General features: G+C 67.0%; 17 protein-coding genes. 4 read left to right on the top strand and 13 right to left on the bottom strand.

What is annotated here, in order from left to right; translation table 11 throughout:
- Positions 1-12: 12 nt before the first annotated feature.
- A complete protein-coding gene (locus tag QHF89_RS02790; RefSeq protein ID WP_284719963.1) occupies positions 13-1,671 on the bottom strand; it encodes a DUF1592 domain-containing protein in 1,659 nt (552 codons plus the stop codon).
- An 8-nt stretch (positions 1,672-1,679) separates the two neighbouring features.
- Positions 1,680-2,834 (bottom strand): alpha/beta hydrolase family protein, encoded by a 1,155-nt coding sequence (locus QHF89_RS02785; RefSeq protein WP_284719962.1) that lies wholly within the window; start codon positions 2,832-2,834, stop codon positions 1,680-1,682.
- Between the two features lie 120 nt (positions 2,835-2,954).
- Between QHF89_RS02785 and QHF89_RS02780 the strand changes: the two genes are divergently transcribed.
- A complete protein-coding gene (locus QHF89_RS02780; RefSeq protein WP_284719961.1) occupies positions 2,955-3,572 on the top strand; it encodes a hypothetical protein in 618 nt (205 codons plus the stop codon).
- Between the two features lie 5 nt (positions 3,573-3,577).
- On the opposite strand, the gene QHF89_RS02775 is transcribed toward QHF89_RS02780, so the two are convergent.
- Complete coding sequence (locus QHF89_RS02775; RefSeq protein ID WP_284719960.1) at positions 3,578-4,168, bottom strand: RNA ligase family protein; 591 nt, start codon at positions 4,166-4,168, stop codon at positions 3,578-3,580.
- A gap of 143 nt (positions 4,169-4,311) precedes the next feature.
- On the opposite strand from QHF89_RS02775, the gene QHF89_RS02770 reads away from it, so the two are divergent.
- Positions 4,312-5,433 (top strand): AAA family ATPase, encoded by a 1,122-nt coding sequence (locus QHF89_RS02770; RefSeq protein ID WP_136966177.1) that lies wholly within the window; start codon positions 4,312-4,314, stop codon positions 5,431-5,433.
- A gap of 10 nt (positions 5,434-5,443) precedes the next feature.
- Here the strand turns inward: QHF89_RS02770 and QHF89_RS02765 are convergent, their stop codons facing one another.
- From QHF89_RS02765 to QHF89_RS02720, 10 genes are all read right to left on the bottom strand, one after another.
- Positions 5,444-5,575, bottom strand: a complete 132-nt coding sequence (locus QHF89_RS02765; RefSeq protein ID WP_269749914.1) for a hypothetical protein — start codon at positions 5,573-5,575, stop codon at positions 5,444-5,446.
- Positions 5,576-5,695: 120 nt separating this feature from the next.
- A complete protein-coding gene (locus QHF89_RS02760) occupies positions 5,696-6,517 on the bottom strand; it encodes a hypothetical protein (protein ID WP_136966178.1) in 822 nt (273 codons plus the stop codon).
- Positions 6,514-6,888 (bottom strand): hypothetical protein, encoded by a 375-nt coding sequence (locus QHF89_RS02755; protein WP_136966179.1) that lies wholly within the window; start codon positions 6,886-6,888, stop codon positions 6,514-6,516. The genes QHF89_RS02760 and QHF89_RS02755 overlap by 4 nt, the downstream gene beginning before the upstream one ends.
- Positions 6,889-7,005: 117 nt before the next feature.
- Positions 7,006-7,689 carry a TetR/AcrR family transcriptional regulator gene (locus QHF89_RS02750; RefSeq protein WP_284719959.1) on the bottom strand — a complete coding sequence of 228 codons (684 nt, stop codon included), beginning with the start codon at positions 7,687-7,689 and terminating at the stop codon, positions 7,006-7,008.
- Complete coding sequence (locus tag QHF89_RS02745; protein WP_136966181.1) at positions 7,686-8,093, bottom strand: thiol-disulfide oxidoreductase DCC family protein; 408 nt, start codon at positions 8,091-8,093, stop codon at positions 7,686-7,688. Before QHF89_RS02745 ends, QHF89_RS02750 begins: the two co-directional genes overlap by 4 nt.
- Positions 8,094-8,131: 38 nt before the next feature.
- Positions 8,132-8,557 (bottom strand): hypothetical protein, encoded by a 426-nt coding sequence (locus QHF89_RS02740; protein ID WP_284719958.1) that lies wholly within the window; start codon positions 8,555-8,557, stop codon positions 8,132-8,134.
- Between the two features lie 216 nt (positions 8,558-8,773).
- On the bottom strand, positions 8,774-9,277 hold the full coding sequence (locus QHF89_RS02735) for a peptidylprolyl isomerase (protein WP_136933881.1): 504 nt from the start codon (positions 9,275-9,277) through the stop codon (positions 8,774-8,776).
- Positions 9,278-9,316: 39 nt separating this feature from the next.
- The gene (locus QHF89_RS02730) at positions 9,317-10,198 is read right to left on the bottom strand and encodes a PH domain-containing protein (protein ID WP_136966182.1); all 882 of its coding nucleotides are present in this window, start codon (positions 10,196-10,198) and stop codon (positions 9,317-9,319) included.
- Positions 10,198-11,922, bottom strand: coding sequence for a hypothetical protein (locus QHF89_RS02725; protein ID WP_136966183.1), 1,725 nt, complete (start codon positions 11,920-11,922; stop codon positions 10,198-10,200). Before QHF89_RS02725 ends, QHF89_RS02730 begins: the two co-directional genes overlap by 1 nt.
- 787 nt (positions 11,923-12,709) lie before the next feature.
- Positions 12,710-13,357 (bottom strand): hypothetical protein, encoded by a 648-nt coding sequence (locus tag QHF89_RS02720; protein ID WP_136966184.1) that lies wholly within the window; start codon positions 13,355-13,357, stop codon positions 12,710-12,712.
- Between the two features lie 65 nt (positions 13,358-13,422).
- Between QHF89_RS02720 and QHF89_RS02715 the strand changes: the two genes are divergently transcribed.
- Together QHF89_RS02715 and QHF89_RS02710 are read left to right on the top strand one after the other, a co-directional pair.
- Positions 13,423-14,577 (top strand): fatty acid desaturase family protein, encoded by a 1,155-nt coding sequence (locus QHF89_RS02715; RefSeq protein WP_136966185.1) that lies wholly within the window; start codon positions 13,423-13,425, stop codon positions 14,575-14,577.
- Between the two features lie 39 nt (positions 14,578-14,616).
- A complete protein-coding gene (locus tag QHF89_RS02710) occupies positions 14,617-14,991 on the top strand; it encodes a hypothetical protein (RefSeq protein WP_136966186.1) in 375 nt (124 codons plus the stop codon).
- Positions 14,992-14,996: the final 5 nt, after the last annotated feature.

Here is a 14,996-nt window from a genome sequence, read left to right as displayed (position 1 = left end):
CGTCACCGGTGGTCAAGGCTCGTGCGCGAGCCGGAAACCCGGGCTCGTCGCGATGAACGAGAGAAGCGACTTCACGCGATGACCCGCCGCGCGGAAATCGTACGTGAGGGAGTTGATCGCAGCGCTCTCTTCCTTCGTGGGCTCGAACGCCGTCGCATACGAGTAGAGCTTGCGCACGAAACAAGGCGCGACCTTGTCGTTGTCGTGAATGCGCAGGGCGAGTTCGCGCGCGTTCGCGAACGGCGCGCCGTCGAGGTTGCCCGATGGATCGATGACCGCGTCGGTCTCCTTCATGCGGAACCGGCCGATCCCGTCGAAGTTCTCGAGGCCGAGGCCAATGGGATCCATGAGCATGTGGCAAGCCCGGCACGTGGGATCCGTGTTGTGCTGCGCGATGCGCTCACGCAGCGTCCGCGCCTCCGTCGACGCATCCGGCAAACCCGTGTTCACGTTGACGGGCGGCGGCGGAATGCCGTCACAGAGCAGATCCTCGCGGACGAACTTGCCGCGGAGCGTGGCCGACGTGGACCGCGGATGCGAATGCAAGGCGAGGATGCTGATGTGCCCGAGGAGGCCAATGCGCGGCGAATCCTCGGAGAACACCACCTTGCCGAACCCCTCGTCCGTCGGCGCGGGCACGGCATACATGGAGGCGAGCTTCGGGTTGACGAAGGTCGTCCGCGTGAGGAAGACGTCGCGGTAATCGGCGTCGAGTTCGAAGACGAGATGCTCAAAAACGCGCAACGTCTCCTCGCGCGCGGCAGGGCCGACCTCAGGGCTGTAATAGGTGAAAAGGGTGGGATCCTTCGAGAGCGCGTCAAGATCGCCGAGGTGCAGCCAATCCGTGACGAACGCCCGCAGCCCTTCCCGCGCCCGCGGCGATTCGAGCATGCGCAGGACCTGGTCCGCGAGGCCCTCGTCCTCGACGAGCTTTCCTGCCTCGGCCGCCGCGAGCAGATCCTCGTCCGGAATGCTGTTCCACAGGAAAAACGAGAGCTTCGAGGCCATTTCGAGGCTCGTGTACCTGCGCTTCCCCGGGTTCTTCGGGTCCGGCTCGCCAACCTGGGGACGATAGAGGAAATTCGGCGACTGGAGCATCGCCGCAACTGCAAACTCGATCCCCTTGTCGAAGCTGCCGAGCGTGGTCGCCGCCTGCACGAGCACTCCGCCCAGCCGATCGACCTCCGCGGCGGCGAGCGGCCGGCGGTAGACGCGGCGCCCGAGCGAGGTGGCGAACTTTTTCGCGCAATCGAGGTCGTTCGCCCCCGTGGGCGTACACGGGAGGACGGAGGCCTTCCGCGCGGGGTCCGCCACGACCTGCTCCGCAATCGCAAACGCAGCCTTCTCGTATTTCTCGACGCCGCGCGAGGAGATGGTGCTGACCGAGGAGCCGAGCGTGACGAAGCCATCGAGCGGGGCGTCGGGCTCGATCGACGTCGGCACGTTGATGTCCTCGCCGAAGAGGTCGCGGATGGCATTGCCATACTGAGCAACCGTGAGGCGCTGCGCTCCGGTCTGCGCGGCGATCTCCGGCATCGGCGGCCGCGGCCCGAGCCCGCCGCTCGGCGGGGGCGCCTCCTCGCTGCACGCGCCCAGCGAGGCCACGAGCGCCGCGGGGAGGAGCGCCCGGGAGAAAAAGGTCTTCGTGAGAGGTTTGTCCCGGAATGCCATCGCCCACCTCATTTGTGCTGAAACTTGACCTTCGGCGAGAGGACCTCGGTGCCGTCGAGGATCTTCTGGACCTTGTCGCTCGTATCGCCGAGGATGTACCGGCGCGCGAACGTAAAGGCGTACGTGTTCACGAGCTTCCAGCCCTCGTACGAGTCGAACTCCTTGCAGCCACCGAGCGCGAAGAGCTGATGGCAGCCGCCCTCGAAATCGAGCCACGTGAAATCAATCGAGGTCACGCGCGCCCACACGTTCTCAGCGCCGACCGGATCGAGCGTCCCGCTCATCTGCATGTAGGGCTTCTTCACGGCGTCGTATCCGTCGAATCCGAACCAGCCCGGCTCGTCCCCGACGCCGCTCGCCATGGGAATGCCCGCCTTGACGCGCGAATCTCCGAGCCCCTCACCGAAGACAGCGATCTGCTCGGGCGTGCAAGGCTCGGAGAATCTCGTGCCCTCGTCGCACATGGCCTGAATCTCGGCGGGGTCGTACACCGCGCCCCCGCTCGCCCAGGCCGTGCGACCACCGAAGCTATGGCCGGAGAGCAAGACCTCATCCGTGCGGCATTTGCTCGCAAGCGGATCCTCCGCGGGCAGCGCCTCGAGGGCGTCGAGCGACGCGGAGAGGTCCATCGAGCGCAGAAAGCTGATGGTGAGCGGCACGGTATCCTCGTGCTCCGGCAGCGTGTTGCCCTTGTGGTCGGGCGCGATCGCGACCCAGCCGTGTGAAGCGAACCAGTGCATCATGTCGGAGCTCGTCCCACCGAACCCCGAATACCCGTGCGAATGCAGGTGCACGGGGTACCCCGCCGCTTCCATCGGCGGCGCGACGGTCGCGCCCTCGAAAACATCGTCGTCGGGAAATGCGTTCAGATACTTCGGCGGCGTACCTTCTTCATCGAGGGTGGGATACCAGAGATTGATGCGGATCTCGCGCGGCCCCTCGACGCCCTTCGGCTGGTACGTGTGCAGAAAGGAGCGATAACCGACCCGGAACGGGCCGATTGCATCCACGGGGTAGTCGAGCAGGCCGCCCTCCGGCATCTTCGGCCCCGTGTCGGGATTTGCAGGAGGGGCCTCCGGCGAGCATCCCGACAGGAGCGATACCGATCCGATTCCGAGCGCGAGGAGGCGCCGGGCCTGGCGGAAGGCGGAGAAGGATACCACGGCCCTCATTGGATCACGAAACCGCCGAGAATGCTACCCGTTTCTTCGCGCCGCCCCCCCCTTCGCAATGCCGGCACGTGGGAACTTTCCAGCGCGACCCTCCCGCTGTAAGATGCGATCGTGTCCGACGACGTCCTCGGCCGCCTGATCGCCGTCCTTCGGGTCCCGCACGCGGAGATCCGCGCGGCGTACCGCGTCGGCTCGCGCGTGTACGGCACGGCTGGATCGGGGTCCGACGAGGACTTCCTCGTGGTGCTCGGCAAGCCCGGGCAAAGGCAGGACCTCGCGTTCGCCCCGCGCCTCAACATCGTCATTCACGGCGTCGCGACGTTCGAGGACGCGCTCGCCGACCAGAGCGTCTTCGCTCTCGAATGCCAATTCGCGCCGCCGGCGCACGTGATCGCCGCCCCCCGCCCGCCGTTCCGGTACACGCTCGACCGGAAAAAACTCGCGGCCTCGGCGATCGGTCGGTCCACGGCGGACTGGCAAAAAGCGAAGAAGCGCTTCGTCGACGAGCCCGATCCGTCCCGGAAGAAGGCGTTTCACGCGCTGCGCGTGCCGGTCTTCGCCTTGCAGATCGCGAAAACTGGCAAGATCACCGATTACGCCGCCGCGAACCACTTCCTCGCAGAGGTGCGCAAAGGTCCCGACGACGATTTCGCGTGGTACGAGGAGAAGCTCGGACCCGCGCGGGAAGCGCTCTGCGCCGAGCTCACGAAGCTCGCCGGGAAGCGGTAAACGCCTTACTCGGACCGAGCGAGCCGCTGCGGGACGATCGCCTGGTGCAGCCAGTGCTCGTCCGTCTGGACGTGGCCCTTGCGCACCCACTTCGCAACGCATCGACCAAATGCGCTGTCGGCGAACTGCGCTGCGACACGCACGACGACGCCCTCGCGCGGGCCGCCGAACGTCGAGGGCTCCCGCGAAAGCCGGTCCGTGAGCGCGCGAAGCTCGTCCACCGACGAAACCACGCCGCGAAAAAGCACGGGCGCCGTCGGCAAGCCGAGGTCGCCGGCCTGGGCCGTCACCATGTCCCAGTCCCACCAGATGCCGGACGTGTCGTCGCGCACCCCGAAGACCAGCGAATACTCGGGGAGCTTGTCATACGTAATCGAATGCACGGCGTAACAGTATTCGCAGAAGACCGAGATCCCCTCGGAGAGGAGGTGCCCGATGCGGGCGTGCGTGGCCTTCGCGAGGTCGAAGCTCGGGTGCGCGGGCGGGCCGGCGTGCGAGCGCGAAAAGACGTTCTTCCGCGTGTACGTCAGGTTCGAGCCGTCGCATTTCTCGGTGGCGACGAGCTCGGCGCCAACGAGCGCAGACACGTCCGACATGCGCTTGTCGTCCGACGTCCCGCCTGGCGACCACGGGAAGTGGAATGTCCTCGGGTACTTTGCAGACACGGCGCAGCGCAGGCTAGCACAGCCGCCCTCGCCCGTGCTATGGTGGCGCCCCTCCTTTTTTCACGAGTCCCGCCATGACGCTCTCCCTCCTCACCGAGCCGCCCCGGCCGCCCGCTTTCCGCGTGCCCTGGGACGAGCTGCAGACCTTCGAATGGGTCCGCGCGCTCGAGCCCTGCCCGCAGGACCCCATTCACCACGCCGAGGGCAACGTCTGGATTCACACGCGCATGGTGCTGGAGACGCTCGTGGCGATGCCCGCATGGCGCGCGCTCTCTGCGGACGATCAGGCGGCCGTCTGGCTCGCATGCCTGCTGCACGACGTGGCGAAGCCGTTCACCACGAAAGAAGAGCCGGACGGGCGCATCACGGCGAAGGGGCATTCCCGCGCCGGCGAGATGCTGGCGCGGCGGCTGTTATGGGAGCTCGGCGCGCCGTTTTCGCTGCGCGAAATGGTCTGCGGGCTCATCCGCCACCACCAGATCCCCTTTTACCTGATCGAGCGGGACGACGCGCAGAGGCTCGCCGCGGAGATCTCGCTCGTATGCCGCGCCGATCTGCTCGCGCTCGTCGCCGAGGCGGACATCCGGGGCCGCGTCTGCCAGGACATGCAGCGGATCGTCGACAACATCGAGCTCTTCCGCGCGTTCTGCGCCGAGGAGGGTTGTTTCGACAAACCGCGCGCCTTCCCGTCCGATCACACGCGCGTCGTCTACTTCCGCTCCGAGGGGCGCTCGCCCGACGTGCCGGTCCACGACGACACGCGGAGCGAGATGATCATGATGTGCGGCCTGCCGGGCGCGGGGAAAGACACCTGCGCCCGCGAGCGATTCCCGGATTTGCCGGTGGTGTCGCTCGACGATCTGCGCAGCGAGCTCGAGATCGATCCCGACGAGAACCAGGGCGCCGTCGTGCAAGCGGGCAAGGAGCGCGTGCGCGACCACCTGCGACGCAGCGAGCGGTTCGTTTACAATGCGACGAACCTCAACCGGCAGCGGCGTGGCCCCTTGCTCTCGCTCGCGGCCGATTACGGCGCGCGTGTGCGGATCGTCTACGTCGAGGCGCCGCGGGGCGCGCTCCTCGCGGGCAACCGCGCCCGCGCCGCGCGCGTGCCCGAGGCCGTCATTCGCCGCATGAGCGAGCGATGGGAGGTCCCGAGCCTGCTCGAAGCACACGCGCTCGACGTCGTGCTTCGCTGACCCCGCGGCGTCAGCCGTGCCGGAGGAGCTGCAATTTCAGGGTGGTGAACGCGATGCCGGCGATCACCACGGCGCCGATGACCACATCGACGCCGAGACCCCAGAAGGCGAGCGACGCGCCTCGCGGCGTCGATCGCTCCACAGGCTTCGAGGAACCAACGGTCAAGCCCGAGTTTGCGCGCACGAATCCCTCCCCCGGGATCGACTCATCGCACGAGACGCGCGCTCCTGGCTATCGGGTGTTTCCCTGATTTGCGTGTCGTCACTCTTTCTCGCACTGGAGAAGCACGAGCATCGGAATGTCCACTTCGGACGGCTCCGTCATCGACGCAAACTCGTACGTGCCTTGCATGGCATATCCGCCCCCGCAGCACCCGCCGGCGAGCCCGATGCCGTGCGAGGGGGTTTCGACCGCGGACGAAAACGCGTGCCCGTGCGAGCGGAACTCCGGGCTCGTGAACGGGTCGCCGCCGAAGGTCTGGTCCGCGGGCGCGTCCTTTGGCAATCCCACGAGGAGCCTACCCGCTGTGCCTTCGGCCGGCTTCCAGCCCTCGGGGCATTTTTCCAAATCGAAAAACATGAGCAACCTCGACGGCAAGGGCGTCGGCCGCGGGACGGACTCCTCGTGTTTCTTGCAAGCGAGGAGCTGGACGTAGGGAGTATCGGCGGATGCCGACTCCGACGTCGTGGCGAACGAGACGGCCCCGGCCTGCCCCACGCCTGCATTCCCGCCGCCGGGCGCGCCCACATACGAGACCGCAGGAATTTCGACGCTCGCCCCGAGCGCATGCGAATGCACGCGTTCTTCCTGGCTCGAAAGTGGCTCGCCGACGACCTCGCCGCTCGGCAAGGTTTCACTCGCGGCGACGATCGTGCGCCCCACGGCGGGCTCGTAGGGCTTCCATCCCTCGGGGCAGGCGAGCTTTTTGAAAAAGGAGACGGCGCCGGTGGGAAGCGCGTCGCCGCGGAGCGATTGCGGGTCCGGGTTCGTGGCCGTGGGCGCCCCGGTCCCGGTGTCATACCCGTCGAGGCAACCCGCGAGGGCGACGAAGAGCATACAGGTGAGCGTGGCGCGTGTTTTCATGGCTTCACGCACCCCGCGATCTGCAAGAAGGGCAGCCCCGAGGCGACCTTCATGGTGGTGCCTGCGAGTGGATACGTCCCCGCGGCGGCGCCATTGTGGTTCCCGCCATTCGCCGCGGCGATGTTTTTCGCGACGAGCGTGACCTCGCCCGCATAGGCGTGCTCGTGCATCCGCTCTTCGCGATCGGTGAACGGCGTGCCGACCTCCAGACCCACGTGCGCCGGCTCCATCGCGCCGACGACGACGCGCCCTGCGACGTCGTACACGGTCACCCATCCCGGCGGACACGCGCCCCCCGCGACGAACGCGACCATGCCGGAAGGCGCGCCGTCATCGGGCGGCGTCTCCCCGGACGCCCGACGCGCCTGCATGAAACCAAACCCCAAGAATAGCGCAGCGATCACCGTCGCCGCGGCCCATCTTCGTCGAAACGATCTTCGTTGCACCATGCCGGGACCGTCGCAAGGCGCCCGGCGCGCGTCAATCCGTCATTTCTTTGCCGCGAAGAGCCCCGCATTCTGAAGCAGCGCCGCGATCTCGGCGCGCATCGGCCCGAGCATCGGGGACGCGAGCAGCGGCGCGAGCTTGCAGACGAGGTCGAGCGAGCCGTCCACGAGCGCGCGGGTCTTCCCCTGGTCCTCGGAGGTATCGTTCACGAAGTAAAGGAGCAAGCCGAGGTGCAGCGTCCAGAGCGCCTGCGCGAAGAGCGGCCGCGCGTCCTCGGGGATCGATTCGTCCTTTCCAATCGCGTCGTGGAACGTGGCGATGGCCTTTCGGCGCACATCGGACGTCTCCTCGCTGAAGACCGAGGTCGGCTCATCCGCGCCGAGCGTGCTCCGCAGAATGGCGCGAAGAAGCTTGCGGTCGTCCTTCAGCATGTCGATCTTCGCGTGCATCACGGCGCCGAGCCTCGATCGCAGATCGGGCATGGTTTCGAGGGCGCCCCGCGCCGCCTCCGCATGCGCATCCTGCTGGCGCGCGTAATACGCGAGCACGAGGGCCTCCTTCGAAGGAAACCAGTAATACGCAGCGCCGAGCGAGAGTCCGGCGGCGGAGGCGATGTCGCGCATCGTGGTCCCGTCGAAGCCTTTTTCGCGGAAGAGCCCGAGCGCGATCGAAAGGATGTGCTCGCGGCTCGCCTCGCCGCTCGGACGGCGCTTGCGGGTGGTCATCGGTAATGCCCTCCCGCGTACCGTACCCGGCAGCTCCCGCCGGGGCAATCGTCCGGCGCGATCCACGCGGCGATCGTGCGGCGCTTGCTGGACAGCGCGTGGAAGAACCGCTCCGCGAGCGGGGCGAACGTCGGGCCGGAAAGGCGATACGACCAGGGCCGCCATTCCACGAGCGCCCACAAGCAGAGCAGGAACGCGGCCGCTCCCGCCCACACGTCGCCCTCGTCGCTCACCACGACGAGCTCCTCGCCGAGCCACGGAACTCCTGCATATCGCCAATGCGCCTCGTCGCTGCCGCAGGCGAGGAGCTCGATCTCGACATACGCCTCCTGCGTGAGGAGCCAATCGCGGCAACGCACGCAGAGCGCGCAGGTTTCGTCGTAAAGGACCGTGAGCCGCTTCATGGGGACACCTCCTCCTCGTTCTCTCGTGGGAGGCGCATTCACTCGGCGCCTGCGCGCATCATCTTGAGCTGAGGGACGACCGGGGGCGGCAGCACGGCCATCTGCGCGCGGCGGCGCATGCGGTGGAACAGGTACACGTTGCCGAAATGGATCACGCCGAGCGACAGGAGCAGGAGACCGAGCTTGGCGGCGAGGATCTCGACGGCCGAGATGATGTCCGTCGCGCGCTCCGCCTTCATGATGAGGCACGCATACCCGAAATTGAGCAGGTAAAAGCCGACGACGAGCAGCCGATTCACGGCCTCCGCCATTCCGGGGTTGTCCTTGAAGACGTCCGTGAGAAACACCGCGCCGCTGCGAAACAAGGTCCGCGCGAGCCCCACCGTCAGCCCGACGCTCGTCACCGCATACGCCGCATACACCGGGATCAGATACGACGCCGCATCCATCATCGTGGTTTCCATGGTGCCTTCTCCTACACACTGGCTCACCGGAGGTCACCGGCGAGACCAAGTTTGAACATGTTCAGATATTAGGCACAGACACTTCACCGGTCAAGAGAAAATCTGAACACGTTCAGACAATCTCGTAACACGTTGAAACAATTCAGTTTACGATGGAGACGGCGCGAGACGTGTAGGCAGATGTACTCCAGAGACGCCGCGCAGGGAGGACGAGGCTCAGCGAGCGCGGGCGGAGTGGATGACGACGGGCTCGAGCGGCGCGTCTTTCGAGAACGGGCCTTGCGCGCCCGTCTTTTGCGAGACGATGCGGTCGACGACGTCCATCCCTGCGGTCACCGCGCCGAAGACGGTATATCCCCAGCCGGAGCCGTTCTTCGCCGTGTGGTCGAGGAACGCGTTGTCGGCGACGTTGACGAAGAACTGCGCCGTCGCCGAGTGCGGGTCGTTCGTGCGCGCCATGGCGACGGTGCCGCGCGTGTTCTTCCGACCGTTGTCGGCCTCGTTCGTGACGGGCGCGTGCGTGGGCTTCTTTTCGTACGTCGCGTCGTATCCCCCGCCCTGCGCCATGAAGCCCGGAATGACGCGGTGGAAGATGGTCTCGGCGTAGTGGCCTTCGCCGACATAACGAAGGAAATTGGCGACGGTCTGCGGCGCCGCCTGGGGGTCGAGGGTGATCTCGAAGGAGCCGTGGTTCGTCTCGAAGTGAACGACGTTTGACATGACGAGGACCTTATCACGGCCCATGCGTCGATTGAAAGCCTACAAAGGCAGGATGTTCGCGGCGCGTATAGCCAGGACGATCGTGGGCTCGTCCTCGCCGAGGGCGAAGCTCGTCTCGATGCGGAGCTCGACGTCGGCGATCGGGAGCGGTCGCGGGACAACCCGGTTCCACGCGCGGATGCTGCCCGCCTCGATACCCGCCCGCAAGCTGCCGGAGGTGCCAGGGCCGAGGGGCAGCTCGAGATGCTCCATGAGATACGTCCAGTATCGAAATCCGCCGGTGGCGCTGGAGCTCATGGCCGTGGGGATGACGACGTGGAGGGTCTCGCTCTGCGCAGGTGTGCAGGTCGCGCAATGGGTGCGATAGGCATACGCGAGCCCGCCCGCGAGGGGTTTTACGGTTGTCTGATACTGCCGGAGGGCGAGGCCTTTGCAGGTCTTTCCATCGAGCCAGGTCTCGACGACCGTGTAGCGCGGCCCCTCCAGGCGCGACGCTTCGAGCAGATACGTGTCGACGCCCCGCGGCCCGCCCATGTCGGGCCCGCACGCCATGGCGATCGGGGAAGCGTCGTCCGATTGGAGATATCGGAGCCACTGGTTCGATTGGTGGCTGTCGGGATGATAGAGGTTCCGGAGCCGCACAACGGCGGCATGGCCCTTTTCGTTGGTCAGGCGCGGCCGGGGCAAACCACTCCAGTCGACTGCGGGGCGTGAGCGCTCGACGTCAGGCAGCGGGCTGGGGTCGCCAAGGGTGTCGTAATGCTTGGTTTCCCAGACGACCGCGGACTCGGCTTCGAGGCTCGGGATCTCGGCGAGGCGGATGTCCTGGAATCGATAAGGCTCCTCGGCCCGCGCCGGGGTCACGGCCATGCCGATGGCAAACGCGAGGGCGAGGGCCGGAAACACGGAGCTTCGTTTCATCACAGATCCTCCAGGTACGCCTCGAGCGCACGAAGCCCGTCCTGCGAGAGCGAACCGGTATGTCCCATGGTGCCGTCCACGCCGCGCAGGAGGTCGCCAAGCGTGGCATAACGACCGTCGTGGAAATAAGGCGCCGTTCCCCCGACGAACCGGAGCGAGGGCGTATCAAAAGGAATGCGGAAAGGCGAGCGCGCGACGTCGTACGCGGCGCGGTCGGTGCCGCCGCCCGGGTGGCAGGTGGCGCAGCCCTGCTGCGGATCGTCGAAGAGCGCGCGCCCGCGGGCGACGAGCGCGCGCCGGGCCTCGTCGGCCTCGGCGCGCACGGGCGCGGGCATGACCTTCAAATAAGCGATGAGCGCGTCGAGGTCGGCAGAATCGGCGCCGCTGAAGACGCCGCGCCCCGCGAGGCGCTTCATCGTGCGGCCGACGTGGTGCCGGAGCGTGGTCGTCTCGCCTCGCCAACCGAACGGCGCGCCCTCGTTCATGCGGCCCGCGAGCATGATCGTCTGGTGCCGTCCCTCGGGCGTTTGCCAGGTAATGCCGTCCTCGCGCCCGTCGATATGGCAACTCGCGCAGGCACGGCCGTCGCCCGAAATGCGCGGATCGTTCGTCGCGTGAAACAGGATCCGGCCGCGCGCCTCCACGGCAGTGAGGCCGGGAGGGAGCTCCTTCGAGACGACGACTTCGACCACCGGCTTGGTGGAGGCGCCTTCGTGAAGGTCGAGCACGCTCACGGCGGCGGCGAACTGGGACCAGATGACGGCGCGCTCGCGCCCAGGCTCGACCGCGACGCCCATGGGCCCGGCGGGGACACGGAATCGGCGGCGCTCGAAATGCATGGGGTCGCGCGCGCGGGCGTCGAGCTCGAGGACGGCGTCGACGCCGAGGCAGCCGAGGAGGAGGCGATCACCGACGAGCGCGGCGGCGCGCGGCAAGGTGCAGGCTTTTTCAGGGCCGCCGACGTCGTCGAGGCCCCCGAGGACCGAGAGGTCTCGACCAAGCAGGGATTCGCTCGTGGTATCGACGACGGCGACGAGGGGCGCGGCGGCAAGGAATCGCGAGCCATACGTCTCGGTGGAGATGCTGCCCGCGTCCCCGTCGACGCTCACCATCGGCGCGAGCAATCGCGTGACGCGCTCGGGGTTCGTCCCGACGAGCGCGGTCAGGACGAATCCCTGGCCGGTGCGGCGGGAGGAGGTTTCGCCATTGTGGCGACGGAGATCAACGGACCGCAGGACGTGGAGCGGATCCTCGAGGTCCACGATCGAGATCTGGTCGCCGATGGCGTGGGAGACGAAGGCGCGGCGGCCCGAGGGCTCGACGTAAATGGCGCGGGGCTCGCGCGGCAAAGGCACGGCATAACGGACGTCGAGGGTGTCGACGACGAATGCGGTGAGCGTACGGCCCCAGCCGCTCGCCACGAACATCGTCGCCTCGTTCGGGGTGACGAAGAGGCCCGTGGGCTCGCTCGGCGTCGGGGCTTCGCAGAGCGGCGCGAGCTTCTCCTCGGGCGCGGGTGCGGGTTCGAGGAGGGCGACACGATTGGAATCGTGGAGCGAAACGGCGACCCGGCCGTCCGCGAGTACGACGAGCTGCGAGGGCGCGCCTGCGAGGGGCGTCGTCGCGAGGAGGGACCGGCCGTCGATATCGACCGTATGAAGGGCGTGCCGATCGGCGTCCGCGACGTAGGCGATCGTCCGTTCGGCCTGCCTTACCAGGGCCACGGTACTGCTTTGACGGACCGGTGATTCAGGGCGGGGAATGGAATGGGCGTGGCGCCGCGTGCACGCGTTTGTCGGCCGAGGTGCGCCATTCCGAGCGGGAGACGTGAGCGCAGCCCCGGGCGTTTGCGCCTCGTCTGTACCAGAGGTCCGTGCGGTCTTCGGCGCAGCAGCGGGCGGGGCGCTCGTGCACGCGCCGGCGAGCGCGGCCACGAGAGGTGCAGCCCATGCGAGGCGGGAGCGGAGCGACATGGCGGAGGGCCTGTACGCCCGCCCCGCCCCTCACATTCCTGCTCTACCTGCAGAAACGTGTGCGGCAGTCACGGTCGCACTTCGTGGTACACTTGCGATACCGGGGCCCCTGCACACAACGACGGGTGCAATTCGTGTTGCAGGACGTGAATTCACGCCCGCAGCGAGCTGCAACTACCACCGTGGCGCTCTCCGCCAGCGGCTGGGCCGCCATCGATTCGCTCAGAGCGCCCACCGGCGCGGGCGCGGCCTGGGCCGAGACGGCACTTCCCAGAAGAAGCCCGAACCCGCGACAACCTGAACGATCAAATTCCTCTTCATACGTCCCCCTCCAGACACACGAACCTCGGAGTCCCCGAATCCATGCATTCGCCGAGAGCCCTTGGATCGCATCCAAGGAAGACATAAAGGCGCCTTGCCCCGAATGCCAGGTGTCAGATGCATCGAGCGCAGCCGTCGGAGTCCACGAAGGAGATCCCGTAGGCCCACACCCGACGCCCGCATTCCCGCCCGCGGACGCGCCGTTCGTTCCGCAATCTCACCCCTTTCGGGGGTACCGGATGAACACGAGGTGGTTATGCCCGTCGGTGCCTCGGGAGCTCGGGCTCTTCACCTGCTTGCCGCGGAGCAGATCCTCGAAATCGGCGGCGGTGATCGTCACCGAATGCGCGTGCCCCGCGAGGCCCTGGATGTCGTAGGTCCGCTCCACCTTCGCCTTGACGTGGGCGTCCGGGATGACGAACTCGTGCTCGTCCTTGCCGGCGACCTCGATTTCGCAGGCATTCACGCGCTCGGGCGGGTCCACCGCCGGGGCGCATTCGAGGAAGAGCCTGTGGATGTGCCCGCCCTCCCGGCTCGACGCGAGGCGCACGATTTGCCCCGCGCCGATCTTCTTGAAATCGGCGGCGGTGACCGTGACCGTGTGCGGGTGGCCAGACGTCCCTGTGAGGTCATACGTCTTGTCGACACCCGCGAGCACGTCGGCGGCGACGATCGTGAAGGCGTGCCCGTGATTTCGCCCGATCCTCGCGACGAGCCGCTCGCAAACGGCCGCTTTCTCGGGCGCCTTCTCGGGTGGCGGCGTCTCCCAGTTGCCGTGCCCGTCACAAGCCCGCGCTTCTCCCGAAAACGAAAGTGGGGACACCGCGAGCGCCGCGCCGACCTTCAGGACGCCTCTCCGCTTCATCGCCGCGCGAGCTTACGGCGCTTCCCGTCCGATGGGAAGGGTGCTAAAGCGAGCCGCCCGACGCCATGCAAACGCCCCTTCCTTTCGACCTCTCCAAGATCGACCTCGAAGCATTCCACGCAGACATCAAGGCCTTGCGGCGCGAAATCGACGACGCGCTCGGGGAGGACGATCTGCGGCACCTCTACAAGTTCGAACGCTGGGGGCGCGCCTGCACCGCGCTCGGCTTGCTCACCGCGGGACTCGCGCCGAACCCCGCGAGCGCATTGCTGCTCAGCCTCGGTCGATCGACGCGATGGATCCTCATGCACCACATCGGTCATCGTGGTTACGACAAGGTGCCGGGCGTGCCGTCGCAGTACACGAGCAAGGTCTTCGCCCGCGGAAAGCGGCGATTTCTTGACTGGTCCGATTGGATTCTGCCGGAAGCGTGGATTTACGAGCACAACGTTCTGCACCACTCCTACACCGGTGAGCTCGACGATCGGGACCTCGTCGAGCGCAACACCGAGGGGCTGCGCGAACATTCCATGCCGGTCCGTTACGGGCTCCTCGGTGCCCTCGCGCTCACCTGGCGGGCTTCGTATTATGCGCCGAGCACGCTCGAGGTCTATCGCGCGCGCCACGCCGAGCGGGACGGCGTGGCCCCCTCGAAGGAGGGCGAGACGCAGGAGCTCTGGCTCAAGTGCTACCTGCCTTATGCCGGCATCCATTTCGGGCTCCTCCCGCTCTGTTATCTCCCGCTCGGCCCCTGGGGCGTCTTCAGCGCGTTCTGCAATTCGCTGATGGCCGAGGCGATCACGAACCTGCACACGTTCTGCGTCATCGTCCCGAACCACACGGGCGACGACCTCTATCGCTTCGACGACCGCCCGGCCTCGCGCGCGGAGTTTTTCGTGCGGCAGGTGATCGGCTCGACGAATTTCCAGACGGGCGGCGACCTCGTTGATTACGCGCACCTCTGGCTCAATTACCAGATCGAGCACCACCTCTTCCCCGACATCCCGATGCTGAAATACCGGCAGGTGCAGCCGAAGGTGAAGGCGCTCTGCGAGAAATACGGGATCCCCTACGTGCAGGAGAGCGTCTTTTCGCGGGTGAAGAAGATGGTCGACATCGCGGTGGGAAAGACGTCGATGCTGCGCGGCGTGAAGCGCGCCGAGGCGGAGAAGCCCGTCCGGCAGGCGTCCGTCCCCGCGGCGGCGATGCCCGCGGTCTGACGACACCCAAAGCCGCCGGGGCTTCCGTGTCCATGCGGCATGAAACGTTCCCGGATCCTCGCCTCGTTCTCGATCGTCCTCGCCGTCGGTTGCGCCTCCCAGGCCCCGGAGCCCCCGGCCGCCCCGCAAGCCGGACAAACCTTCGCCGACGCCGTCAAGCTCATGTGCGAGGTCGATCAACGCGCCGGGCTCACGGCGGAGGAGGATCCCCTCGCGATCGGGCAACAGCGGACGACGTGGCTCGCCGATCACATCGAGAATCCCGACGGAATCGAATTTCGTACGCTCGTCAGCGTGAAGGGCCCGGAGGAGCAGGCGCAGATGATCCGCGCGAAAGCGAAGGAGATCGGGCTGGAGAAATGCGCCCTCGCCGATTCGATCGAGGCGACCTCGGCAGGCGGGCTGTCTCCTTGAAATGC

This window comes from Polyangium sorediatum (assembly GCF_029946465.1).
Classification (GTDB): domain Bacteria; phylum Myxococcota_A; class Polyangia; order Polyangiales; family Polyangiaceae; genus Polyangium; species Polyangium fumosum.
Note: the sequence above shows the minus strand (reverse complement) of the source record. Positions and strands in the feature narration are given on the sequence as shown.